The organism is Larkinella soli (genome assembly GCF_003703975.1).
Lineage (GTDB): Bacteria > Bacteroidota > Bacteroidia > Cytophagales > Spirosomataceae > Larkinella > Larkinella soli.
In genome coordinates this window covers 42,733-67,107 of record NZ_QTJY01000016.1, presented here as the reverse complement: position 1 = coordinate 67,107, position 24,375 = coordinate 42,733, and the positions used below count along the sequence as shown (strand labels likewise).

The window sequence follows — 24,375 nt, the reverse complement described above, 5'->3', positions numbered from 1 at the left end:
TTCCGGATTGTTCCCTATGATTGAGAACAGAAAATACATTATCATCAGCGTTTTCTGTCTGATTGGCCTGGTTTATCTTTCGCGTCTGTTTTATCTGCAAATCCTGGATGACAGTTATTCGCTGGAATCGTCGAGTAACTCCATCAAACGGGTTATCGAGATACCTTACCGCGGCCAGATTTACGACCGGAACGGCAAGCTCATTGTCTTTAACACGCCGGTTTACGATCTCTACGTCACTCCGAAAAAAGTATATATCCCCGATACGGCCGCTTTCTGCCGTCTGATGAACCTCGAACGCACCGAGTTCGACAGCATCATGGCCAACGCCAAAGCTTACTCGCCCGTCAAGCCGTCACTTTTTCTTCGTCAGCTTTCCAAAGAGGACTTTGCCCGTATTCAGGATGCGCTTGTCGATTACCGGGGCTTCGAACACGTGACGAGTTCCATGCGGACCTACCCGGCGCACACCATGGCCAACGCGGTGGGCTACGTGAGCGAGGTGTCCAAAAAACAACTCGACGAGCAGGAGACGCCCTATTACCGGCAGGGGGATTATATTGGGCAGAGTGGTCTGGAAAAGCAGTATGAATCGGTGCTGCGGGGTCGGCGGGGCATCAAATTCGTGATGCAGAACGTTCGGGGGGTGGTGAAAGGCTCCTGGAAAAACGGGGCTTTCGACACGCTGGCGGTGGCCGGAGCCAATCTTTATACCGGCATCGATGTGGAAATTCAGCAGTATGCCGATACGCTGATGCAGAACAAGGTCGGGAGCGTCGTCGCCATCGAGCCGGCCACGGGCCAGATTCTCTGCATGGTGTCGGCGCCGACCTACGACCCCAATATCCTTTCCAGCCGGTATTTTTCGAAGAACTACGCCAAGCTGGCCCGCAACCCCTACAAACCGCTGATCAACCGCCCGGTGAGTGCGAGTTACCGGCCCGGTTCCACCTTCAAGCTGATTCAGGCGGTCATTGCCCTGCAGGACGGCGTCATCAGCCCGGCCTCGGCCTTCTCCCATGCGGGCGTTCCGATGAAATGCCACGGCCACCCGGGTGGGATTCACCTCGACGGGGCGGTGCAGTATTCCTGCAACCCGTATTTCTACCACGTCTTCCGCCGGATGCTCTACAACAACGAGGAGCGGAACACCTTCGTGGCCTCCGCCCGGGGGCTGGAAGACTGGCACGAAAGGGTGTCGAAGTTCGGCATCGGGCAGAAACTCGGCGTCGACCTGCCCAGCGAGCTGAAAGGGAACCTGCCGGGGGCCGACTATTACGACAAGATTTACGGAGAGAAACGCTGGAAGTTCTCCACCATCTACTCGCTGAGCATCGGCGAGGGCGAACTGCTCATCAACCCGCTGAAAATGGCGAACGTAGCCGCCATCATGGCGAACCGGGGCTGGTTTTACACCCCGCACCTCGTGAGCGGTATCGGCAAGCCGGGCCAGGGCATCGATCCGAAATACCTGGAGAAACATGAGGTCGGCATCGACGCGAAGCATTTCGAGCCGGTGGTCGAAGGCATGCAGATGGCCGTTGAACACGGAACGGTCATGGGCCTGGCCCGGATACCCGGCATCGTCATGTGCGGAAAAACCGGCACCTCGCAGAACCGTAAGGGCGACGACCACTCGATCTTCGTGGCTTTTGCCCCCCGTGAGAATCCCAAAATCGCCATTGCCGTCTTTGTCGAGAACGGGAAGTGGGGCGGGTCGGCCGCGGCTCCGGTGGCTTCGCTGATCATCGAGAGATACCTGAAGCGCCGGGTGGACAACAAACGGCTCGACGAATACATCAAGTCGAAAAGTTTCCTTCCGGTGATCGAGCCGCCCCAGAAGCCGGCTCCGCCGAAGAAGCCCGAACCTCCGAAAGATACCGCCCGGAAGCCCATGATCGTCCGGTCGCAGCCCCGGCCGGTTCTCCGCACCGAACCGCAGCCGCTGAATCCGAAGCCGGGTCAGACCTCCGGAAATTAAGCCTCCCCACCCGTACGCACAGGAATCAGAACGTCTTAACTTACCATCGCCTTGGTTACGCGCGAACCACAAATTACCCAGAATATCGACTGGATGACGCTCATGCTGTACATCGCCTGTGTGCTGATGGGCTGGCTGAACGTCTATGCGGCCGTCTACAGCCCCGAGTCGCAGACGAGCCTGTTCGATATGTCGACCAATGCCGGGAAGCAGCTGATGTGGATCGGAACGACGGTTTTGCTGATCATCGCCATTCTGGTGATCAACTACCGGTTCTGGGACACTTTCGCCTTTGTCATTTACGGCCTGACCATCCTTTCGCTTCTGCTGGTTCTGGTGGCCGGTTCGAACGTCAACGGCTCGCGGTCGTGGTTTAAATTCGGGGCGTTTTCCATCCAGCCCGCCGAGTTCGCCAAGCTGGGCACCGCCCTGGCCCTGGCCCGCTATATCGACTATCCGGGCGTCAACCTGAACAAGCTGAAGGATCAGCTCTGGTGTGCCGGGATCATTGCGCTGCCGGCCGTGCTCATCATTGCCTCGAACGAAACCGGGTCCATGCTCGTCTTTGCCAGTTTCATCATCATGCTGTACCGGGAAGGTCTGCCGGGAATTTATCCGCTGATCGGCATCGTGGTGGTGACACTGTTCATTCTGACACTCATCGTACCGAAGCTCTACCTGTTCATCGCCATCCTGGCGCTGGGAGGCATTACCTTTTTCCTGACGCCCCATTATCAGCGGTCGGTCCAGAACGTGCTGGCCATCGTGGTGTCGGCCGTCGCCATGATCGCCATCGTGGCCGGGGTGGATTTCTTCGTCAACGACGTGCTTCAGCCGCACCAGCAGAACCGCATCCGGGTGCTGATCAATCCGGCCGCCGACCCGCTGGGGGCCGGCTGGAACGTGACCCAGGCCAAGATCGCTATCGGCTCCGGGCGCATGTCGGGCAAGGGTTTTCTGGAGGGTACCCAAACCAAATTCGACTTCGTGCCGGAACAGAGTACCGACTTCATTTTCTGTACCATCGGGGAGGAACACGGCTTTGTGGGCAGCCTGATCGTGGTCGGGCTGTTTGTGATGCTGCTCTGCCGGATCGTACTCCTGGCCGAAAAACAGCGGACCCGCTTTGCCCGGGTATACGGCTACGCGGTCGCCGGCATCATCTTCTTCCACGTGATGATCAACATCGGCATGACCATCGGACTCATGCCGGTCATCGGGATTCCGCTGCCCTTTTTCAGCTACGGCGGTTCGTCGCTCTGGTCGTTCTCGATTCTGCTGTTCATCTTCCTGAAGCTCGACTCCCGGCGGGTGGGAATGTTTACCCGGTAGTTACACCCCTTTCACGGCGATCCGGTGGCAGGCGTTGTTGCAGTAGCCCTCGGGGTTCCACTGCGGCATCACCATCGGCTGGGAAACTCCCGCGTCGTCGACGGCGCGCGCCCAGATTTCGTAATACCCTTTGCGGGGCAGTTTCACCTCGGTGCTCCACTGCTGCCAGGCCAGGCGGTTTCTGGGGGCTTTGAGCGTGCAGGGCAGCCAGGTGGCCCCAAAATCATAGGAAACAAACATCTGCTTCACGGCCCGGTCGCCCGCCCAGGCCTGGCCCCGGAGCGTCAACGGCTTGTCCGGGTCGATCAGGGCCCCGGTTTTCGGAAATGTGATCACCGATTTGACCGGCATCGATTCGATGATTTTGAACTGATCCTCCGGCGGATCGACGCCCGGCTCCACCGGATTGACCGGCACTTTGTAGCTTTTGCCGGTCATCTTGGCACCGTCGTGGACCTTGTTCCGGACGGAGAGGGTATGGAGCCATTTGCCCGAAACGGAAGCCGGCCAGCCGCCCACCACCAGCCGCAGCGGAAACCCATGCGTCACCGGAATGTCCTTGCCGTTCATGGCCCAGGCAATCAGGGTTTCGTCCTCCATAGCCTTTTGGATGGGCACCCCGCGGGAAATGACCGGTTTGGTAGGGTCCTTGCTGACGTGCAGATCCTTGCCGAAATACCCGATATATACCGCATCGTTCTTCAGCCCAACGTCGGCCAGGATGTCCTTCAGCCGGACGCCCGTCCATTCGGCGCAGCTGACGGCGCCCTCGCCCCACTGGTTACCGGCTGTCTGAGGGCTGTAGTTGGCCCGGCCGTTGCCCGCACATTCCAGCACGAGCTGGTAGGTATAGGTTTTGAAACGTTTTTTCAGGTCGTTCAGGGTATAGGTTTTCGGCGCATTGACCGATTCGCCGTTGATGGTCAGTGTCCAGCCGGCCGCGTCGATGCTGTCCGGTATCAGACCGTTGTTGCGGATAAACATCTTCTCGGCGGGGGTGACGGGGTCGTCGAGCAGGTGAGCCGGCGTTTCGATGTTCCAGGGCTTGTCGTTGAGCACGATCATGTCCTTGTGCTTGCCGGTCATCGGGTCCGGTTCAAGGCGGAACGCCAGCGGAAGGTAATGCCGGGGCAGCCGGTCGGCCAGGGCGATTTCGGTGCCGAGCAGGCCGGCCATGGCGGCCAGTGAACTGCGTTTCAGGAAACCCCGACGGTTAAATAGCGGAGAAGGGTTCATAACGAAGGGTCAGGCCGGGCGGTAACCCAGGCCGGCCTTAAGATGACGGTTTTTATAAGAACTCAGGCGATCGGGCCGTAACCGGCAAAAGCCGGACGTCCGGCTTTTGCTGGTTTGGTGTTCATTATCCGGCGATTACCGGTTCCATGAGATTACACGACGGCTTCCCGGTGAATGATGGCTTCCCGGTCCGGCCCCGTCGAGATAAAGCTGATGGGGAGGCCGAGTGCTTCTTCCAGAAAATCGATGTAGGCGGCCAGTTCGGCAGGAACCTCCTCGTAGGTGTGGAAGTCGGCCAGACCGGTTTTCCAGCCTTTGAACTCCTTGTAAACCGGCTTGACGGCCGTGTCGCAGAGGTCATAGGGGAGTTGTTCGGTCAGGGTGCCGTCGGGCAGTTCGTAATGAGTACAGATCCTGATGGTATCGAAGATGTTCAGGACGTCCACCTTCATCATAATGAGCTGCGTCACCCCGTTGATCATGATGGCGTATTTCAGGGCGGGCAGGTCGAGCCAGCCGCACCGGCGCGGACGGCCCGTGGTGGCGCCGAACTCCCGGCCTTCCTGGCGCATCCGTTCGCCGGTTTCGTCCGACAGTTCGGTCGGGAAGGGGCCGCTGCCGACCCGGGTGCAGTAGGCCTTGAAGATCCCGAACACCTCCCCGATCTGACGGGGCGCGATGCCCAGACCCGTACAGGCCCCGGCCGTCATGGTATTGGAACTCGTGACGAAGGGATACGACCCGAAGTCGATGTCCAAGAGGGAACCCTGCGCCCCTTCAGCCAGCACCTTCTGCTGCGTGTCCAGCGCCCGGTTGATTTCGTATTCGCTCTCGACCAGCCGGAACTGCTTCATGAATTCGACGGCGGCAAAGAATTCTTCCTCGGCCTGGGGCAGCGTCGACTGGTAGTCGAACTGGTGATGCTCCAGAATCGTTTTGTGAGCTTCGGTCAGCTTCCGGTATTTGGCCTGGAAGTTCGGGGAGAGGATGTCGCCGACCCGCAGCCCCTGGCGGGCCACCTTGTCCTGATAGGCCGGACCGATCCCGCGCAGGGTGGAGCCGATCTTGGCTTCCCCCTTGGCCTGTTCGTAGGCCGCGTCGAGCAGGCGGTGCGTCGGCAGGATGATGGAGGCCTTTTTGGAGATGAACAGGTTGCGGCTCAGGTCGAGGTTGTATTTGCCCAGGCCGTCGATTTCCTTCCGGAAAACGATGGGGTCCAGCACGACGCCGTTCCCGATGATGTTTTTGATGTCGGCCCGGAAGATGCCGGACGGAATCTGGTGCAACACATGCTTATATCCGTCGAATTCCAGCGTATGGCCGGCGTTCGGGCCGCCCTGAAACCGGGCTACCACCTGATACTGCGGGGCCAGTACGTCCACAATTTTTCCCTTGCCTTCGTCACCCCATTGAAGGCCGAGTAATACGTCTACCATTAGTTCTGAACTGTATATACGCGATTGACTAAACACTATGAAATGAGTCAGGCAGGTAACTTACCTGCCTGGATTTATCCCAGAATCGGCCGGCCGCCGTGTTCCTGATGGTCCCGTTCCTGACCGGCCCGGGCGCGGTTTTCGCAGTTGTCGCGCTGGCAGCTTCCGTAAAAAATCAGCGAGTGGTGCATCACGTTGAACTTCAGCAGATCGCCCACCATATTCTGGATGTTCTGGACCCGCGGGTCGCAGAACTCCATCACCTGATGGCAGTCGGTACAGATCAGGTGGTCGTGCTGTTTGTACCCGTACGATTTTTCATACTGGGCCAGATTCCGCCCGAACTGATGTTTGGTCACCAGGTCGCATTCCACCAGCACGTCGAGCGTGTTGTAGACGGTGGCCCGGCTCACCTGGTATTTCTTGTTTTTCATCGAGATGTAGAGTTCGTCCACATCGAAATGATCCTCACGATTATATATTTCCTCCAGAATCGCAAAGCGTTCCGGTGTCTTCCTCAGCCCCTTGTTTTCCAAATATGCCGTGAAAATTTTCTTGGCGGCTTCCAGGTTGGCTTGTTTGGCTATCGGCATAAACGTCGCGTTAACTCTACAAAATTAATCAAACCGTGCTACTTTCACGACCCCATCGACTTTTTCAAGTTTTTTCATCAGTTCTTCAAGGTGATGGGTGTTATGTACGTACAACTTCAGGGAGCCTTCAAAGATTCCATCCCGGGAGTCGATGGTGATCGACCGGATGTTGATATGCAGTTCGTTACTGATGATTTTGGTTACGTCGTTGACCAGCCCGACCCGGTCGGTTCCCGTAATCCGTAAGCCGGCCAGAAAGGCCAGATCGCGCTGCGAGGTCCATTTGGCCTTGATGATGCGGTTTCCGTGGTTCGACATCAGCTCGACGGCGTTCGGGCAGGTGGTGCGGTGGATCTTGATGCCCTCGTTGACCGTCACGAAGCCGAACACGTCGTCGCCCGAAATCGGGTTGCAGCATTTGGCGAGCGTATAGTCGATCCGGTCCATGTCCTCGCCGATCAGGAGCATGTCCGCATCGGCCCGTTCGCCGTGGATTTTCTTCAGTTCCTTCTCGAACAGCCGGCCGTCCTGAAGGGTATCGGTATTGAGTTTGTTCTGGCGGTTTTCCTTCGCTTCCTTATCCGCCTTGAACTTCTTCAGCTCCTGAACGTCGATGTGGCCCTTCCCGACCCGGTAAAAGAAGTCGTTCACCGTTTTGGAGCCGAAATAGGCCCGCAGCTGGTTCACGACCTCGTTGGTCATCTCGATCCGCAGGGTTTTCAGCTTCCGGAGCACCATTTCGCGGCCGTCGGTGATGTGATGCTTGTTTTCCTCCTTGATCAGGTCCTTGATCTTGGTCTTGGCCTTGGAGGTGACCACGAACCGCAGCCAGTCTTCACTGGGTTTCTGCTTGTTGGACGTAATGATCTCGACCTGATCGCCGTTGTGCAGCACGTGGCTGAGCGGTACGAGCGTCGAGTTGACCTTGGCGGCCATGCAGCGGGCGCCGATCTGCGTGTGAATGTCGAAGGCGAAGTCGAGGGCGGTAGCTCCCCGCTGCAGCACCTTCAGGTCGCCTTTCGGGGTGAAGACGAACACCTCCTCGCTATAGAGGTTGCTCCGGAAATCGTCCAGGAACTCGATGGCGGCCGTTTTCTCGTTGCTCGCCGATTCGAGCATCTCCCGGACCTGGCTGATCCAGGTCTCGATGCCCCGGCCGGTCTGGGTTTCGGCACCCTTGTATTTCCAGTGGGCGGCATAGCCCTTTTCGGCAATTTCGTCCATCCGGTTGGTCCGGATCTGCACCTCGACCCACTGGCCGGCCTTGCTCATCACCGTCGTGTGCAGCGACTCGTAGCCGTTGGCCCGGGGCGTGCTGATCCAGTCCTTGAGCCGGTCGGGGTTGGGTTTATAATGATCCGTCACCACGGAATAGGCCTGCCAGCAGGCGGCTTTTTCGCTTTCCGGCGGTACGTTCATGATGATCCGGACCGCAAACAGGTCATAGATTTCCTCGAACGGCTTCTTCTGTTTGTTCAGCTTGTTATAGATGGAATAGATCGACTTGGGCCGGCCTTTGATGATGTATTCATAGCCTATTTCCTTCAGATCGTCCTCGATCGGCTCGATGAAGCGGGAGATGAACCGGTCGCGGGTTGTTTTGGTCTCTCTCAGCTTGCGGGCAATGGCCTTGTACTCGTCCGGTTCGGCGTATTTCAGATACAGGTCTTCCAGTTCCGACTTGATGGCGTACAGCCCCAGCCGGTGGGCGAGGGGCGCATAGATGTAGATGGTTTCGGAAGCGATCTTGAGCTGTTTGTCGCGGGGCATCGAGTCGAGCGTCCGCATGTTGTGCAGCCGGTCGGCGAGTTTGATCAGAATCACCCGCACGTCGTCCGACAGCGTCAGCAGCATCTTGCGGAAGTTCTCGGCCTGCTGGGAGGTGCCGTACTCGAACTTGCCGGAAATCTTGGTCAGACCGTCGATGATCCGGGCCGTTTTGGGACCGAACAGCCGGTCGATGTCCCCGATGGTCATTTCCGTATCCTCCACGACGTCGTGCAGGAGGGCGGCTACGATGGAGGTGGTTCCGAGGCCGATTTCCTCGACGGCAATCTGGGCCACGGCGAGGGGGTGATAGATATACGGTTCCCCCGACCGTCGGCGCATATTCTGGTGGGCTTCGAGCGAAGTATTGAAGGCCTTTTTGATCAGCTTGGCGTCGTTGTCCTTCAGCATCGGCTTGGCGGCCCGCAATAACCGGCGGTAACGCTTCAATATCTCCTTCCGTTCCTGCTCCAGGTCAATAACCGGCTCTACGGTTGTGTTCATAGGGGTGTCCTTCTGCGGTTGTACTCGTTATAGCTTCGAAGGCTACGCTTTTTTACTAATATAGAACAACAGGGTCGTCAAACAAAGGTTTCCTTTTAAAAATTAAAGCAGGATCAGCGCCCGGTTTGAAGGATAAAAAAACCTTTGTACCTTTGCAGGCCGAATTGAGTCACTGACCGTCGGGAGATGGTCACAGTTACGCGGGCGTGGCGAAATTGGTAGACGTGCCAGACTTAGGATCTGGTGCCGCAAGGCATGGGGGTTCGAGTCCCTCCGCCCGTACGGAATAAATGAATTGTGGAATTGCTGAATGATTGAATGGGCTTCGCGGGCCGGCCTGGTTCTTCTGTTCGATCATTCGGCAAATCTGTCATATAACAATTTGAACTTGTGGAAATTGCATTAGAAAAATCGACCGACACCAATGCTTCGCTGAAAATCAGACTCACGAAGAACGATTACCAGTCCGAAGTCGATAAGAAGCTGAAAGATTACGGTCGTCGGGTCAGTCTGAAAGGGTTCCGCCCGGGCAAAGTTCCTGCGTCTCTGATCCAGAAAATGTATGGAAAGAGCATCATGGTGGACGAGATCAACGAGCTCCTCAAAAAGACGGTCAATAACTACATCCGCGAAAACAAACTCCAGGTCGTCGGTGACCCCATGCCCGACCGGGAACAGGCCGCCGGCATCGACTGGGACAATCAGAGCGATTTCGAATTCAACTACCAGCTCGGTCTGGCTTCCGACTTCGAGGTGGATTTCGAAAAACTGCCGGCCATCCCGGTCTACGAGATCGAAGCCGGTGAAAAGGAACTGAACGAAACCATCGAGAACCTTCAGAACCAGTTCAGCGGCCACGCCCACGTCGAGGAGTCGGCCGAAGGCGACATGATCTATGGTGAACTGAAGAAACTCGGGGAGGAAGGCGAACCGTTCGAAACCAAAACCGCCCTCCCGACCAAACAGATCGCAGCCGAAGAACTGCCGAAGTTTATCGGACTCAAAAAAGGCGATGTCGTTACCTTCGACATCCGCAAGGCTTTTGCCGACGACAAGGCCCGCGCCCTGGCGACCGGCCTCAAGAAAGAGGAAGCCGAAACCCTGGAAGGCGAGTTCCAGTTCAACGTCGACGATGTGACCCGCACCGCACCGGCCGTCATGGGCCAGGAATTTTTCGATAAGGTCCTGGGCAACGGCTCCGTCGATAATGAAGAGCAGTTCCGTGAGAAAGTGCTGGAAATCATCAAAGGCAACTACGCCCGCGAAGCCGGCTCCCTGCAACGGCTCGACATCGAACAGACCCTGCTGGAAAACATCGGCATCCAGCTTCCCGACGCTTTCCTGAAAGACTGGCTCCTGACTACCAACGAAGGCAAGATTTTGGAAGAAGAGGTAGAGCAGCAATACGACGCCTTCGCCCGGTCGGTGAAGCTCCAGCTGATCAAGAACAAGGTGGCCGAGCAGAACGAAATCAACGTTTCGTACGAAGCCGTCCTGGACGTGACCCGGGGCCTCGTGCGCGAGCAGTTCGGTTTCTACGGCGACAACGAGCAGATGGCGCAGAGCGTCGACCGCATCGCCCAGCAGTATCTGATGGACGAGAAAGGCGAAAACTACATGAAAATGTACAATCGCGTCTTCGACGATCAGGTCATCGAACTGATCAAATCGAAGGTATCGACCGAACCCCGGCCCGTCACCGTCGACGAATTCAAGGAACTCGTCAGTGCCCGTCAGGCCTGATCGGACCAGAATGCATACTTTAGCCCTCCGGAAGCACTTCGGAGGGCTTTTTTTGCATCCTTACTTGAAACCGATGCGGGGGCGATCCTCGGGAGGAACCAGCGCCCTGACGACGCTGACCAGCGCGAGGTCCTCGGCTTTCCGCTTCCAGTATTCCACTTCCAGCCGCAGTTTGTCCAGCTCCAGTTCCTGCTTCTCCCGTTCCAGTTGGAGCGTTTCGACCTGATGAACGACCTCCGCCGGGTAAAGCTCCGGCGACTGGGCGGGTTCTCCCGACAGCAGCTGGGCCGGGGTGGTGCCGAGTGCGGTGGCGATCTGCTGGAGCCGGGCGATGGTCAGGTCGGTTTTACCCCGCTCGATGTCGCCGTAGGCCGTGGTGGAAAGTCCCAGCATTTCGGCCATATTTTCCTGGGAATAGCCCTTCTGCTGTCGCAGGATGCGGATTTGTGCGCCTATATTCATGTCTTCTCAAGTAATTTCGACAATATCCCAAGCCGGACCGACTACAAAAAAACCGCCGGTTGCTCATTTTTGTACCAGAACAAAGGCAGACGGCCGGTTGGTTTCAAATGAGTTTTCAGTAGACGGTAAGCGTCGGGATTCGGTTTTCTAACGATCCAGGTCCGAAACTTCCGCCGATTCCGAAAAATGACAACCATTTCGTCCTGAACCAAGCTGTTTGTATTTTCGTTGCGCTAAACAGAAATAGAAAACCTGTATGAATCTAGGAAACGAATTCCGCCAGTTTGCCGTTCGGCACATGGGCCTGAACGGATTGACCGTCGATGGATATGTCAACCACACCGTCGAAAACATGACCCGCGCCGTGATTGAAGAGCGTCCGATGAACTTCCGGGAAGTCGACGTGTTCTCCCGGCTGATGGCCGACCGGATCATCTTCCTCGGCATGGGCGTCGACGACAATATCGCCAACATCATCGTTGCGCAATTGCTCTTCCTGGAGTCGGCCGATCCCAAGAAAGACATTCTCATGTACATCAACAGCCCGGGCGGGTCGGTCTATGCCGGTCTGGGAATCTATGATACGATGCAGTATGTCCGGCCCGACGTCGCTACGGTCTGCACCAGCCTGGCCGCATCGATGGGTGCCGTTCTGCTGACGGGCGGAGCCGCCGGCAAGCGTTCCGCGCTGCCCCACGCCCGCGTCATGATTCACCAGCCGTCGGGGGGTGCTCAGGGCCAGTCCGTGGATATCGAAATCACCGCCCGTGAGATCGTGAAGCTGCGGGACGAGCTGTATGCCATCATCGCCAACCATACCGGCCAGACTGCCGAGCAGATCGAGAAGGACTCCGACCGCGACAAGTGGTTCCGGGCCGAAGAAGCCAAGGAATACGGTCTGATCGACGAAGTACTGCGTCGGGAAAAATAAGAAACCGCCCACAGTCGGTTCAGAAAACGGGACTCCGCGAGGGGTCCCGTTTTTTTATTTTCGGTGGAAACCGGGACGGCTTTGCAGGAGTTGCCGTAACTTCTTTATTTTTAGGCCCCCGTATGTTTAACTAATCTAAATCAATGAAGCGAAAAATCCTGATTGGCCTTTTGGTAGTTCTGGTAGTCATCCAGTTCATCCGACCTGAAAAAAACAACGGACAGGCCGACACTCCGCAGGACCTGACCCACAGCGTCCAGGTATCCCAGCCGGTAATGACGACCCTGAAAACCGCCTGTTACAACTGTCACTCCAACCATACGGATTACCCCTGGTATTCGAACGTCAACCCGGTGGGATTATGGCTGGCCAATCACATCGAGGAGGGGAAGGAAGAACTGAACTTTTCCGAGTTTTCTACCTACGACAAGAAGCGGAAAGACCATAAGCTGGAGGAAATCGCCGAAGAAGTGGAGGAGGGCCACATGCCGATGCCGGCCTATACCCTGGTTCACCAGGATGCCAAACTGTCGGAAGCCCAGAAAACCGAACTGATCGAGTGGGTGAAAGCCGAACGGAAACGCCTGGCCCAGATGAACTAAGCCGTTTCCCATAACCACCAACAAAAAAGCCCCTGCATCGGCAAGGGCTTTTTTTGTGGATTACCGTTCCGGTCAGCGGTTCAGCAGGATCTTGCTGCCCACCGTGCCGGATTCGGTCTTCAGTAGGATGAAATGTACCCCGTTGGTACTCTGACCGATTTCGAGGGTTTCTTCCTGCGTCTGGCCCGTACCGACCACGTTCCGTTCGACCACCGGCCGGCCCATCAGGTCGGCAACGCTCAGCCGGGCGGTCTGCTGCGCCGGAAGGCGGAAGCTGACGGTCACCCGTCCGGTGGTCGGGTTCGGCCAGGCCGAGATCCGGGTTTCGAGTTCCGTCGATTCGGCGGAAGGCGTTGCCGCGGCCGACATCCGGGCGGAAGAGGCACAGTTGATAATGATCGAACCGGCTTTCAGATAGAAGATGGTGCCCTCGACCCGAAGGTTGATCACGTGCGGTTTGCCGTCTTTCAGCTGCGCCGGCAGCGGCACCGAGAAGGCGTGCTGGCCGTTTCCTTTCGTTGCCAGGTCACCGCGGTAACTACCGGCCACTACCGTAGAGATGTAATTGCTGCCGTCCAGAATCTCGACGTTCAGGGCCGTGTTGGGCTGCTTGCTGTCCCACACCCAGCCGTTGACCACGCTGCAATCCGCCTTGTCGAAGTGCCCGTCGTAGGTGCTGATGGCCGTCACCGGCGCGGGAGCGATCGTCACGGTCAGCGTGGCCGAGGCCGACTGGTTCGTCGGGTCGGTGGCCGTATAGTTCAGGGTAAACGTTCCGGTCTGGGTCGGCGTGCCGCTGAGGGTACGGATCGAGCCGTTGAAACTCACGCCCGGAACCGCACCGCCGAGGGTATAAGTCAGCGGCTGGTTGTCGGCATCCCGGAACGCCGGCAGAAGCAGGGCAAAGGGCTGGCCCACCTGCCCGCGGGCGGCCGGCAGCGTGACGGCCACCGGCGGGTTGGTTCCGCCCGGATTGACCGTTCCTGTGTTCGGTGCCGGACAGTTGACCGTTTTCAAACCGCCTTTCAGCGTGAAGGCCGAGCCCTGGATGCGGGCCGTAATGTTATGCGGCTTGCCATCCCGGAGCAGTTCCGGCAGCGGCACCGTAAATCCGTGGAAACCACCCCCGATGGAGGCCAGCGCGCCCCGGTAATCGGAAGCTACCAGCGTTCCTACCACGGTTGAGCCTTCCACGATCTCGACGATCATCGGCAGGGTCGGCTTGTTTTTGTCGGCGGCCCATCCGGCCAGCGTGCTGCAGTTCGCCTGATCGAGGTAACCGTCGAAGTTGCCGGTCACCGTCGGGGCGCCCGTAATCGTTACGGTGAAGCTGGCCGAAGCCGATGCGTTTTCGGGGTCTTTGGCCGAATAGGACAGGGTAAAGGCCCCTTCCTGGGTCGGGGTACCGCTCAGGGTGCGCGTCGAACTGTTGAAGCTCAGGCCCGGCACCGAACCCGTCAGGCTGTAAGTCAGCGTCTGGCCCGGAGCATCGGTGAAAGCCGGCAGCACGAGCGAGAACCCTTTTCCTACTTGCCCGGAGGCCGACGCGACCGTCGGAGCGACCGGCGGGCTGTTGGGCGGAGCCGGAGCAACCGTCACTTCCACCGGCGTCGAAGTACTACCGTTCTGACTGTCCGTGGCGGTATAGGTCAGCGTATAGGAACCGGCGGTGGTGGGCGTACCACTCAGGACGCGGTTTGAAGTATTGAAGCTCAGACCCGGCACCGAACCCGTCACCGCGTAGGTCATGGTCTGGCCTTCCGGATCGGTAAAGACCGGCAGGGTAGTCGTATAGGCGACCGTGGCCGTAGCCGAGAGCGGAGCTACCGTCGGTGCGGTCGGCGCAACATTCGGCGCCGGTGGGGCAATCGTCACCCCAAAGGTGGTCGAGCCGGTACCGCCCTGATTATCGGCTGCGCCGTAGGTCAGCGTGTAGGAACCGGCCGTGGTGGGCGTACCGCTCAGGGTGCGGGTCGAAGCATTGAAGTTCAGGCCCGGCACCGAACCGTTGAGGCTGTAGGTCAGCGGTTGGTTTTCGGCATCGGTAAAGGCCGGCAGCACGAGCGAGAAGCTCTTACCGACCTGGCCGTTGGCATCGGCCACGGTCGGGGCGGCCGGATTGGTGTTCGGCGGAGCCGGAGCGACCGTCATCTGAACCGTTACCGAACCGGAGGCTCCTCTGGTGTCGGTGGCCGTGTACGTCAGTGAGTAGGAACCTTCCTGGGTCGGCGCACCGCTCAGCGCCCGGGTGGCGCTGTTGAAGCTCAGACCCGGCACCGAACCCGTCACCGCGTACGTCAGCGCCTGATTTTCGGCGTCGGTAAAGACGGGCAGGGTGGTCGAGAAGGAAACCGTCGCCATGGCCGACAGCGGAGACACCGTGGGCGGGGCCGGCGGGGTGTTCGGCGTGTTCACATCCGGCACGCAGTTGATCGAGCGCGGGCCGCTTTTCAGGTTCCAGGTCGTTCCCTGCACCCGGACGCTCAGCGTATGGATGGCATTGTCTTTCAGAATACTGGGCGTCGGGATCAGCCAGCCGTGCTGACCGTTGCCCATCAGGGCAAGGTCAGACCGGTAGGTGCCGGCCACCGCCGTGGTGACGACTTTGCCGTTCTCCATGATTTCGACGATCAGGGCCGCATTCGGCTGGTTTTTATCCCATACCCAGCCGCCGAGGTTTTCGCAGGTCGCCTTATCGAAGTGACCGTCGAAGATGGCGCTGACGGTCGATGCCGGAGCAATCGTGACCGAAAGGGCGGCTGAGGTCGTGGCGTTCTGGTTGTCGGTGGCCGAATAGGTCAGCGAATAAGCACCGGGGGTCGTGGGCGTACCACCCAGCGTCCGCGTACTCCGGTTGAAGGTCAGCCCCGGAACGGAACCGGTCAGGCTGTAGGTCAGGGCCTGGCCCTCCGGATCGGTAAATACCGGCAATACCAGCGTAAATGCTTTGTTCACCTGACCGCCGGCGGCCGTCAGAACCGGAGCTACAGGAGCCTCGTTGGGCTTGGGTTCCGAAACCGTCACCTCAACCGAAGCGGAGGCCGAGGCACCCCGGGGATCGGTGGCGGTATAGGTCAGCGTGTAGGAACCGGCCGTGGTAGGCGTACCGCTCAGGACGCGGGTCGAGGCATTGAAGTTCAGGCCCGGCACCGAACCCGTCACCGCGTAGGTCAGCGTCTGGTTCTGAGGGTCGGTAAATACCGGCAGGGTTGTGGTGAAAGACTGGCCGACCGTGGCGGTCTGTGAGGCCACCGTCGGGGCCACCGGCGGATCGTTGGGCGGAGCCGCAGCTACGGTAACTTCGATATCGACCGAGCCGACGCCGTTCTGGTTGTCCGTGGCCTTGTAGGTCAGCGTATAAGAGCCTTCCTGGGTCGGCGTGCCGCTCAGGACGCGGGTCGAAGCGTTGAAGCTCAGGCCCGGCACCGAACCCGTCACCGCATAGGTCATCGGCTGACCCTCCGCATCGGTGAATACCGGGAGAGTCGTCGTAAAGGCTACCGTCGCCGTGGCCGACAGCGGGGACACGGTCGGAGCCTGCGGTTCGGTATTCGGCGGAGCCTGCGCCACGGTCACCTCGATGTCGACCTGGCCGACGCCGTTCTGGCTGTCCGTCGCCTTATAAGTCAGCGTGTAAGTCCCTTCCTGCGTCGGCGCACCGCTCAGCACGCGGGTGGCGGCATTGAACGTCAGGCCCGGCACCGACCCCGTCAGGCTATAGGTCATCGAATGACCGTCCGGATCGGTGAAAACCGGCAGGGTCGTCGTGAAGGACACCGTGGCCGTCGCCGACAGGGGAGACACCGTCGGGGGGACGGGAATGCCGTTCGGCGGTGCAGCCGCGACCGAAATCTCCACGCTCGTGGAGTTGGAAGCGCCCTGCGTATCGGTGGCGGTATAGGTCAGCGTGTAGGAGCCGGCCTGAGTCGGCGTACCGCTCAGCGTGCGCGTCGAAGGGTTGAAATTCAGGCCCGGCACCGAACCCGTCACTGCATAGGTCAGGGCGTGGTTCTGGGCGTCGGTGAACGGCGGAAGCACGAGCGAGAACGCCTTCGTCACCTGACCGCTGGCGGCAGCCACCGTCGGGGCTACCGGCGGAGTGTTGGGGGTCGGAGCGGTCGAAGGAGCGCACTTGAAATATTTCGGACCGCTTTTCAGATACCAGTCGGTCCCCTGCACCTTCGCCGTAATCGTGTGCGTCAGGTTATCCCGCAGGAAATCCGGAATCGGGAACAGGAAGCCGTGTTTTCCGTTCCCGAGGGCCTTGAGGTCTTCACGGTAGTCGGACACGATGGCCGAAGCCACCAGTTTCTTGTTATCCAGAATGTCGACCACCACCGCATCGTTGGGTGTCAGACGGTTCCAGACCCAGCCTTTGAAACCCAGCGAACAGTCGGCGATGTCGATATGACCGTCGAAGCCGCCGGTCGTGTTGGGGGGCGGGGTCGAGTAGATCGTCACCTTCAGGGGTGAGGAGCCGTTTTCACCGTAGGGGTCCGTTCCGGTATAGGTCAGCGTATAGGAGCCGGTCGAGGTCGGCGTTCCGCTCAGCACCCGTGTGGCCGGATTGAAGGTCAGGCCCGGCACGTTACCGCTGAAGCTATAGGTCAGGGGCTGGTTTTCCGGATCGCTGAAGGTGGGCATCACCAGATGGAAAGGCTGATTGACCATCCCGCTGACGTTCGGCAGGTTGAACGGAATCGGCATGTCGTTGTCCGGACCGGTGGCGACGGGCATCGTGGCGCGGCCCAGCATGATTTCGTCACCGTTTAGCTGGATGTCGGTATAGAAGAGGTAGCCGTTTTCCCGGTAGCGGAGTTTGAAGTTTGTGATCTGCCCCGGTTTGGCGTAGGGCATCGTGGCGGCAATCAGAATCTGATCCCGGTTGACGATGGCCCGGGCGAAGGGCAGGCCGCGGGTCTTCAGTTGGTTGGCGTTGTAGCGATTCCAGGTCTTACCGCCGTCATACGAGCATTCCGTCTGATCGTTCAGGTAGGTTTCCTTGTTATCGAACATATCGCCGTGGTGCTTGAACAGGCGCCACAGACCGTGGATATAATGTTCGTAGCAGGCATAGACCCGATCGTTGGCGATCCCCTGCGCCCGCGGGTCGGTCGGGGTCGGCTGGTCGGGTTTCAGGTCTTTCCAGTCGTCCCAGAGAACGGCCCCGTAGGCGCCGGTGAACCAGTAGAAGATCGCCGTCCCTTCGGCCACCATCGGGGGGGCGGGGTGCATCGACTTGCCGCTGTTGTTGATGGTTCCGTTGATACTGTTGAACAGCCACTGCCAGGCTACCCGCTTCTTGGGCGACAGTTTCATGTTGATCTCCTGCTCATGCAGGACGCCGGCCAGCCAGTGACGGGTTTCGTCGCCCTTGTGATCGATGGTATAATCGAAATCGGGGTAGTAGAAATAACAGCCCGGCATCTGGATGTCGATAATGTCGGAATAGGATTTTCCAACGATGTCGTCGGGCATGCCGCGTTCGCGTGAGGTGGCGGTGTGCTGGACGGGCATGTTCCAGAGCCAGGTGGCGGGGTAGGTCCAGTCTTTGGAGCGGGAGTACCCGAAACCGTTCCGCGGAATAGGGTTGATCCAGCCGATGTCCGTCGTCGGGCTGGAAAACTCTTTCAGCAGCTTGATGGTATAGACGTACAGGTTGGCCTGCTCCTGTTTTTTGGCGTCGCTGATCCCGTCGTTCTCCACGTCCAGGAAGATGTGGCCGTAGGTAGACAGGGACTTGCCGGGGGCGCAGTCGCCGAAGTAGTTACAGGAGCCCGAAAACTCGGACATGGCCTGGTAGATGCTGCTCGGGTTGCCGTCGGTGCGCCGGTAGTAGGTCTGGTCGGCGAGGTCGCTGTTGACGGCCCACTGGATGTTGAAGGGTGATCCGGTAAAATAACCGGCGTAGACGACCCACGTCCGCTGTTCCTGCGTCAGACGGCTTTTCCACCCGGCCGGTTTGGGATAGGCGGGACCGCGGAATTCGTCAGGAACCATGCGCGACTTGTCGATGGCCGAAAAGCCGCGTTTGAAGAGCCGCGACCAGTCGTCCTGCACGTGCAGATTTCGGCCGGCACCGCTGAAAGTGAGCGTTTTGGTGGCCGGGAGCGTGAAATCGTCGACAACGTCGATGTTCCAGTACCCTTTACGGGTGGTCGGTGTAAAGGCTTTCCGGGGCGTCAGCGTCAGCTGGACCGGCGTAGGAGGGGCAACCAGGGGCTTTGTTGTTGGGACTGACTTGTCCGGAGCCTCGGCAAGGCACAAAGAGGCCACCGTGCCCCAAAAAAGGGCAAGTAAAACTGCTCGCATACGTTGAGAAACTTAGAGTGGTATGTTAATTACCAGACAAAGCAAAAAACAAGCCAAACTCAGGTAACTCCGTTGGAGGGATAGGGATTCTGTTTCCGGAAAAGTTATTGAACTGACAGGCAGGGGGTTGTGAGGAATTTCTCCGGGGCCCGGCGGGCTCAAGAAGAAATTTTGATACATTTGTGAAAGTTTCATTTGAGTGTTTAAGCACCCAGGGTGCAATTGGAAGTCGGTGAGTAAACTGCAAATGTACCGATTCACGCCGGATTTCATTAACTTTTCCTGCTACATCGTTAGAAGATAACCATTTATGCCACAAGTTAGCTGTTCGTTCTGCGGCCGGCGGAAAAATGAGGTGATGCTCCTGCTGTCGGGCATCGACGCCCACATCTGCAACTACTGCATTGAACAGGGACATCAGGTCGTCCTGGAAGAAACCCGGCCCAAACGGTCGAATCCGGAGGATCAGCCCAAGTTCAATCTCATCAAGCCGATGGAGATGAAGCGGTACCTCGATCAGTACGTAATCGGCCAGGACGAGGCCAAAAAGGTAATGACGGTCGCCGTCTATAACCATTACAAGCGGCTCATGCAGCCCCCCACCCACGACGACGTACAGATTGAAAAGTCGAACATTATTATGGTGGGCGATACCGGAACCGGAAAAACCTACCTCGCCCGGACCATCGCCAAGATTCTCCAGGTCCCTTTCTGTATTGCCGACGCCACGGTCATCACCGAAGCCGGTTATGTCGGGGAAGACGTCGAAACCATCCTGACCCGGCTTTTGCAGTCCGCCGACTACAATGTGGAGGCCGCCGAACGCGGGATCGTCTACATCGACGAAATCGATAAGATCGCCCGGAAGTCGGACAACCCCTCCATCACCCGCGACGTCAGCGGGGAAGGCGTGCAGCAGGCGATGCTCAAGCTGCTCGAAGGGTCGGTCGTCAATGTGCCGCCCCAGGGAGGCCGCAAGCACCCCGACCAGCGGATGATTGCCCTCAATACCGAAAATATCCTGTTTATCTGCGGTGGGGCCTTCGACGGCATCGACCGCCACATCGCCAAGCGCGTCAACGCCCGGCCCATCGGCTTTTCCGGCGACCGCCGGCTGAACGACACCGTGGACCGCGCTCACCTGATGCGGCACGTGTCGGCTCAGGACCTGAAATCGTTCGGCCTGATACCGGAACTGATCGGCCGTCTGCCCGTGCTGACCTATCTGGAGCCGCTCAGCCCCGAAGCCCTGCGCCGAATCCTGACCGAACCCAAAAACGCCATCACCAAGCAGTACGCCAAACTGTTTGCCATGGAGAACATTCAGCTGCACTGGGATCAGTCGGCCCTGGATTACGTGGTCGATCAGGCGATCGTCTACAACCTCGGCGCCCGGGGCCTGCGGTCCATCTGCGAGTCCATCATCACCGACGCCATGTATGAACTGCCTTCTTCTCAGGACGTTACCGAACTGACCATCACGGTGGATTATGCCCGCGAGAAATTCGGCAAATCCTCCATGCACGTGCTGCGCTCGGCCGCCTGACACCGTACCTGAAGTAAAAACAGATCGGCCTGTTTTCCTTCGAACCCGAACCGGGTATTCGAAGGGAAGCAGGCCGATCTGTTTTCCCGGTTCGGAGCTTTTTATAACAAATTTACCGGTGTGTGGTTCTTGCCTACGAAGCATGTTTCATGCTTCTTCATCCCAGTTCCTACATAATACTTCATTCCGTATGAAAACATTTTCCAGAAACGTGTTCTATGCACTGATGGCCATTTCCGTCTTCGGTGCCTGCAGCCGTCCGTATGCGACGTATCAGAAAATGCCCGTAGAACGCTTCACTTCCCGGCAGGAGACCCCCGCAACCCCGCCTGCCCAACTGACCGTTTCAGAAAACGCAGTAGTGGAAGCCGCCCCGATTTCTCCCGCAGCCCCGGCCCCCTCCGACCTGACCTCCCTGACGGTCAAACCGGCCGATCTGACGGTCCTGAGCCGGACGCTCGATGAAGCCGTGGCCCGCAACGACAACAAACTGGCCGGCAACCGCAAACTGAGCAAGCGGGTTGCCCATATCCAGAGCCTGCTGGCCGAAGCCGCCAAAAAACCGGCCGGCGCCGTCCAGACCACCAAGCACAAGATGAACCTGGTGGAACGGATGATGGTGAAGAAGATCGATAAAAAGATCCAGAAGACGCTGGCGCCGGATGCGGCCAAGGCCGTCGGGGGGCTTACCAAAATTGGTGCGCTGGTCGCCCTGATCGGTCTGGTATTCGTATTCATCCCGGCCGTCGATACCATCGGTATCATTTTGCTCATCGTGGGCGTCGCCCTGGTTTTGCTCGGTCTGCTGATCGAATAACCATCGTTCCTTCACACGGGAAATCCGATCGGTTAATAAAAAATCATGCTTATCTCCCGGTTTTTTCACAAAAAACGGGAGATAAGTTTTGGTAGGATGATTCGGATTATGCTTTTTTGCCCCCGTGTTACAACGAATACAAATGTTTCATCAAACCTCTTCCCAAATTTCATGAGAACACTTTCCAAACTTGCAGTGTACTCACTGCTGACTTCGGCTTTATTCAGTGCCTGTAGCCGTCCTTACGCAACCTACCAGAAGATGCCCGTCGAGCGGTTCACTTCCCAGAAGGAAGTTCCTGCCGTTCCGGCGGAAGCACCGGCGGTAGCGGTTGCCGAGACGCCGGCGCAGACTCCCGCTGAACAGGTCACTCCCATGACGGCCGCAGCAGCATTCAAATCCGCTGAAAAGCAACTGCAGGAGGCCCTTGTCCGGAACGATAACCAATTGGCAGGCAACAAGAAGCTCGAAAAACGCATTGCCCGCGTTCAGAGTCTGCTCGCTGAAGCCGGCACCAAAGCGGCTGCCTCTCCGGAAAAAACGGCGGCTCCCCGCAAAATGAATCTGGTTGAGCGGATGATGCTCAAGAAGATCGACAAGAAAATTAAAAATTCGCTGGCTCCTGAAGAGGCCAAGGCGATGAGCCGTACCCTGCGTGCCGGTATCATCCTCGGCGTGGTCGGTCTGCTGTTCGCGCTGCTGTTCGGGGGTGTCCTCGGTCTGCTGGGCGTTCTGCTGCTGATTGCGGGCGTGGTCCTGATCCTGGTCGACGTGCTCTCCAATTCATAAGGCTATTTCCCGAACCGGTTTCCAAAGCCGGTTTTTTCCGGCGCAGTTGTCGTCCTTCCGGACCGGCGGCTGCGCCGAATTGTTTCCGGCCCCTCCGGTCGTCTAACCAGAACCATTTCAAAGCCAGCTTACCCATGAACAGCCAACCCCCTGTCGTCGTCCTGATTCACGGCCACGGCGTCGATTCTGCCGTCTGGAACGCTCTGTATGAGGATCTGAAGGGCGAGTACACGGTGCTCAAACCGGATTTTTCCGAACACACCGATTACCGGACCATCGAGGCCTACGCCGGGGACCTGTACGGCCGGCTTCAAACCATCGGTGCCGAAGCCTGCGTCCTGATCGGCCACTCCATGGGCGGCTACATCGCCCTGGCTTTGGCTGAGAGCCATCCGGAACGGGTCAGGGGGCTGATCCTTTTCAGTTCCACGGCCTTTGCCGATGACGAAAGCCGCCGGGAGGGGCGCCGGAAAGCCGTCGAAACGCTGGAAACCCGGGGGGCGGCTCCCTTCATCGGCGAAACCGTTCCCAAAATGTTCGGCGATTCGTATTCCCGCGAACATCCCGAGGAGGTCGACCGGCTGGTGGCGCGGTATTCCGGATTGCCGGCAGAAGCCCTGGCGTCGGGGGTGAAGGCCATGGCCGCCCGCCCGGACCGGACGGAGGTGCTGAAAAAGGCCGCCTTTCCGGTGCTGATCGTGGCCGGAGGGGAGGATAAAATCATTCCTCCGGAAAAAAGCCGGGCGTTGTTCTCGGCGGCCCCGCAGGCCCGCACGCAGGTCCTGGAAAAGGTGGGTCATCTGGGAATGATCGAGCAGCCGGAGGAAACCCGGAAGGTCATTCGGGATTTCCTGAGCAGTCTGTAAGTTCCTGCTTTCACCCGGTCCGTACAGATTGCCCGGTTCGGAAGGTCCGAATTTCAACCATTTAAAAAATAGTGGGTTACGAAAAAACCGGATAATAAATGATCCGGTTTTTTCTGTTTTCGTTCATGTACCTTCATTTCCGTGAAATGATGTCTCCCTCTGTACGGAATTGAATACGATGCCTGAAAAAACGGAAACGATGCCCATAAAGCCCCAGCGGAAGATTCCGACCCCGGCCGCCGTCGAACGGATTGCCGCGGTGACGGACCCGGTGGTGCGCAACCTGCAGATTACGCAGTGCTACCACGAGTTGTCGGCCGCTTTCGTCGAGCGCACCGGAGCCGGTGCCAACTGGTGTACTTTCGCCACCTGGGCCTCGAAGCAGGCCGGCCAGAGCATCCGAAAGGAGGACCTGACCCGGTCGCTGGAGGCCCTGCTGGGCGTTCAGCCGGAGATGGAAATGGCCTTCCGGGAAGTGGTGGCCCTGGCCACGCAGCTCGGAACCCCGCTGAGCGCGGAAACCATCCGGAAAACCCTCTGGCACAGCCTGACCGCTGCGGCCGTCGAACGGACCGGCGCGGCCATTGCCCGGGGCAATAAAAAAGTGTTCGAGGAAATCGGGTGGGAGTTCGCCCGCTTCATCATGTCGTGCCTGAGCGACACCGCCTACGACGAAGCGAACCTGAAAGCTTTCTGCCGCGACCTGCGGCCGGGAGAACCGCCGGCCGGTCAGCAGTACCTGCGGCAGGCTTTCACCCGGTATTACCAGTCGCTGTTCGAAACCGACCGGAAGAAACAGGCCGAACTGCGGCTACTGGCCAACCTGGAGATCGGTTACCACGAGCAGACCCGGCTTCAGCCCGAAATCGCCGAGGCCCTGGATATTGCCATGATTCACCCCAACGAGTTGAAAACCCGCCTGCTCAGCCTTCTTTTTCCGAACGACCGCTGGCAGTCGCAGGCGCGGCTGCTGCTGCTGGAAATGCTGGGAAAAACGTCACTGCTGGACCGGGCCCTCCAAACGCTGGTTTCGGTGGTCAGGCAGCAGATCCGGCTGATCGTCACGGAGCACCTGATGACGATGGCGATGCCCAACGACATCCGTCTGCCGCTGGGGCAGGACCTGACGGCCGGTTTCCCGGTTTCGCTCCGCGAACTCTATAATGCCGACCTGCGAACCCTGCTCGGTCACATCGACCCCACGCCCGACAGCCTGCTGGGCAGCGGGGCCGTGGACTGGGCCGACCTGCCCGACCGGCTGCACTTCATCGCCGACCTGTTCCGGTGTTTCCATGAATCGGCCGACCTGTTCCTGCCGCCTTTTCTGGCCGAGCAGGTGGTCGTGCTGAAAGCGGGCGGGCGTCCGGGCGGACGTTTATAGCCGGCCGTAAGGCAAGTCTTTCCGCGAAAGCAGTCCCCATCGGACTGCTTTTTACATTTTTAGCGGAGTTTTATCGT

The 24,375-nt window shown here is 58.6% G+C and carries 16 protein-coding genes and 1 tRNA gene; 11 read left to right on the top strand and 6 right to left on the bottom strand.

Features of this window, described 5'->3' with window-relative positions; genetic code table 11:
* Positions 1–16 precede the first annotated feature (16 nt).
* Entirely contained in the window at positions 17–1,981 is a 1,965-nt protein-coding gene (gene mrdA / locus DX909_RS23460; RefSeq protein WP_128547672.1) for a penicillin-binding protein 2, read from the top strand.
* A gap of 102 nt (positions 1,982–2,083) precedes the next feature.
* Positions 2,084–3,313 (top strand): rod shape-determining protein RodA, encoded by a 1,230-nt coding sequence (rodA, locus tag DX909_RS23455; protein WP_128547738.1) that lies wholly within the window; start codon positions 2,084–2,086, stop codon positions 3,311–3,313.
* Here the strand turns inward: rodA and DX909_RS23450 are convergent, their stop codons facing one another.
* The 4 genes from DX909_RS23450 to DX909_RS23435 form a co-directional block, all read right to left on the bottom strand.
* Positions 3,314–4,549 carry a sulfite oxidase gene (locus DX909_RS23450; RefSeq protein ID WP_128547671.1) on the bottom strand — a complete coding sequence of 412 codons (1,236 nt, stop codon included), beginning with the start codon at positions 4,547–4,549 and terminating at the stop codon, positions 3,314–3,316.
* Positions 4,550–4,701: 152 nt separating this feature from the next.
* On the bottom strand, positions 4,702–5,985 hold the full coding sequence (locus tag DX909_RS23445) for an adenylosuccinate synthase (RefSeq protein WP_128547670.1): 1,284 nt from the start codon (positions 5,983–5,985) through the stop codon (positions 4,702–4,704).
* A gap of 74 nt (positions 5,986–6,059) precedes the next feature.
* Complete coding sequence (locus tag DX909_RS23440; protein ID WP_128547669.1) at positions 6,060–6,578, bottom strand: Fur family transcriptional regulator; 519 nt, start codon at positions 6,576–6,578, stop codon at positions 6,060–6,062.
* Between the two features lie 24 nt (positions 6,579–6,602).
* Positions 6,603–8,849, bottom strand: a complete 2,247-nt coding sequence (locus DX909_RS23435) for a RelA/SpoT family protein (protein WP_128547668.1) — start codon at positions 8,847–8,849, stop codon at positions 6,603–6,605.
* A gap of 200 nt (positions 8,850–9,049) precedes the next feature.
* Here DX909_RS23435 and DX909_RS23430 point away from each other — a divergent pair.
* Positions 9,050–9,131: transfer RNA gene (locus tag DX909_RS23430), tRNA-Leu, on the top strand.
* 108 nt (positions 9,132–9,239) lie between these two features.
* The gene (tig, locus tag DX909_RS23425) at positions 9,240–10,592 is read left to right on the top strand and encodes a trigger factor (protein WP_128547667.1); all 1,353 of its coding nucleotides are present in this window, start codon (positions 9,240–9,242) and stop codon (positions 10,590–10,592) included.
* A gap of 60 nt (positions 10,593–10,652) precedes the next feature.
* On the opposite strand, the gene DX909_RS23420 is transcribed toward tig, so the two are convergent.
* On the bottom strand, positions 10,653–11,054 hold the full coding sequence (locus DX909_RS23420) for a helix-turn-helix domain-containing protein (protein WP_128547666.1): 402 nt from the start codon (positions 11,052–11,054) through the stop codon (positions 10,653–10,655).
* A 256-nt stretch (positions 11,055–11,310) separates the two neighbouring features.
* On the opposite strand from DX909_RS23420, the gene DX909_RS23415 reads away from it, so the two are divergent.
* Both DX909_RS23415 and DX909_RS23410 read left to right on the top strand, forming a co-directional pair.
* Positions 11,311–11,985 carry a ClpP family protease gene (locus tag DX909_RS23415; protein ID WP_128547665.1) on the top strand — a complete coding sequence of 225 codons (675 nt, stop codon included), beginning with the start codon at positions 11,311–11,313 and terminating at the stop codon, positions 11,983–11,985.
* Positions 11,986–12,128: 143 nt separating this feature from the next.
* The gene (locus DX909_RS23410) at positions 12,129–12,587 is read left to right on the top strand and encodes a heme-binding domain-containing protein (protein WP_128547664.1); all 459 of its coding nucleotides are present in this window, start codon (positions 12,129–12,131) and stop codon (positions 12,585–12,587) included.
* 72 nt (positions 12,588–12,659) lie between these two features.
* Here the strand turns inward: DX909_RS23410 and DX909_RS23405 are convergent, their stop codons facing one another.
* Entirely contained in the window at positions 12,660–18,899 is a 6,240-nt protein-coding gene (locus DX909_RS23405; RefSeq protein ID WP_128547663.1) for a putative Ig domain-containing protein, read from the bottom strand.
* 310 nt (positions 18,900–19,209) lie between these two features.
* On the opposite strand from DX909_RS23405, the gene clpX reads away from it, so the two are divergent.
* The 5 genes from clpX to DX909_RS23380 all read left to right on the top strand — a co-directional run bounded on the left by clpX (position 19,210) and on the right by DX909_RS23380 (position 24,298).
* A complete protein-coding gene (gene clpX, locus DX909_RS23400) occupies positions 19,210–20,445 on the top strand; it encodes an ATP-dependent Clp protease ATP-binding subunit ClpX (RefSeq protein ID WP_128547662.1) in 1,236 nt (411 codons plus the stop codon).
* Positions 20,446–20,635: 190 nt separating this feature from the next.
* Complete coding sequence (locus DX909_RS23395) at positions 20,636–21,262, top strand: hypothetical protein (RefSeq protein WP_128547661.1); 627 nt, start codon at positions 20,636–20,638, stop codon at positions 21,260–21,262.
* A gap of 171 nt (positions 21,263–21,433) precedes the next feature.
* Positions 21,434–22,051: a hypothetical protein gene (locus tag DX909_RS23390; protein WP_128547660.1), complete on the top strand. Its 618-nt coding sequence runs from the start codon at positions 21,434–21,436 to the stop codon at positions 22,049–22,051.
* Between the two features lie 134 nt (positions 22,052–22,185).
* A complete protein-coding gene (locus DX909_RS23385) occupies positions 22,186–22,917 on the top strand; it encodes an alpha/beta fold hydrolase (protein WP_128547659.1) in 732 nt (243 codons plus the stop codon).
* 199 nt (positions 22,918–23,116) lie between these two features.
* Positions 23,117–24,298, top strand: a complete 1,182-nt coding sequence (locus DX909_RS23380) for a hypothetical protein (RefSeq protein ID WP_128547658.1) — start codon at positions 23,117–23,119, stop codon at positions 24,296–24,298.
* Positions 24,299–24,375: the final 77 nt, after the last annotated feature.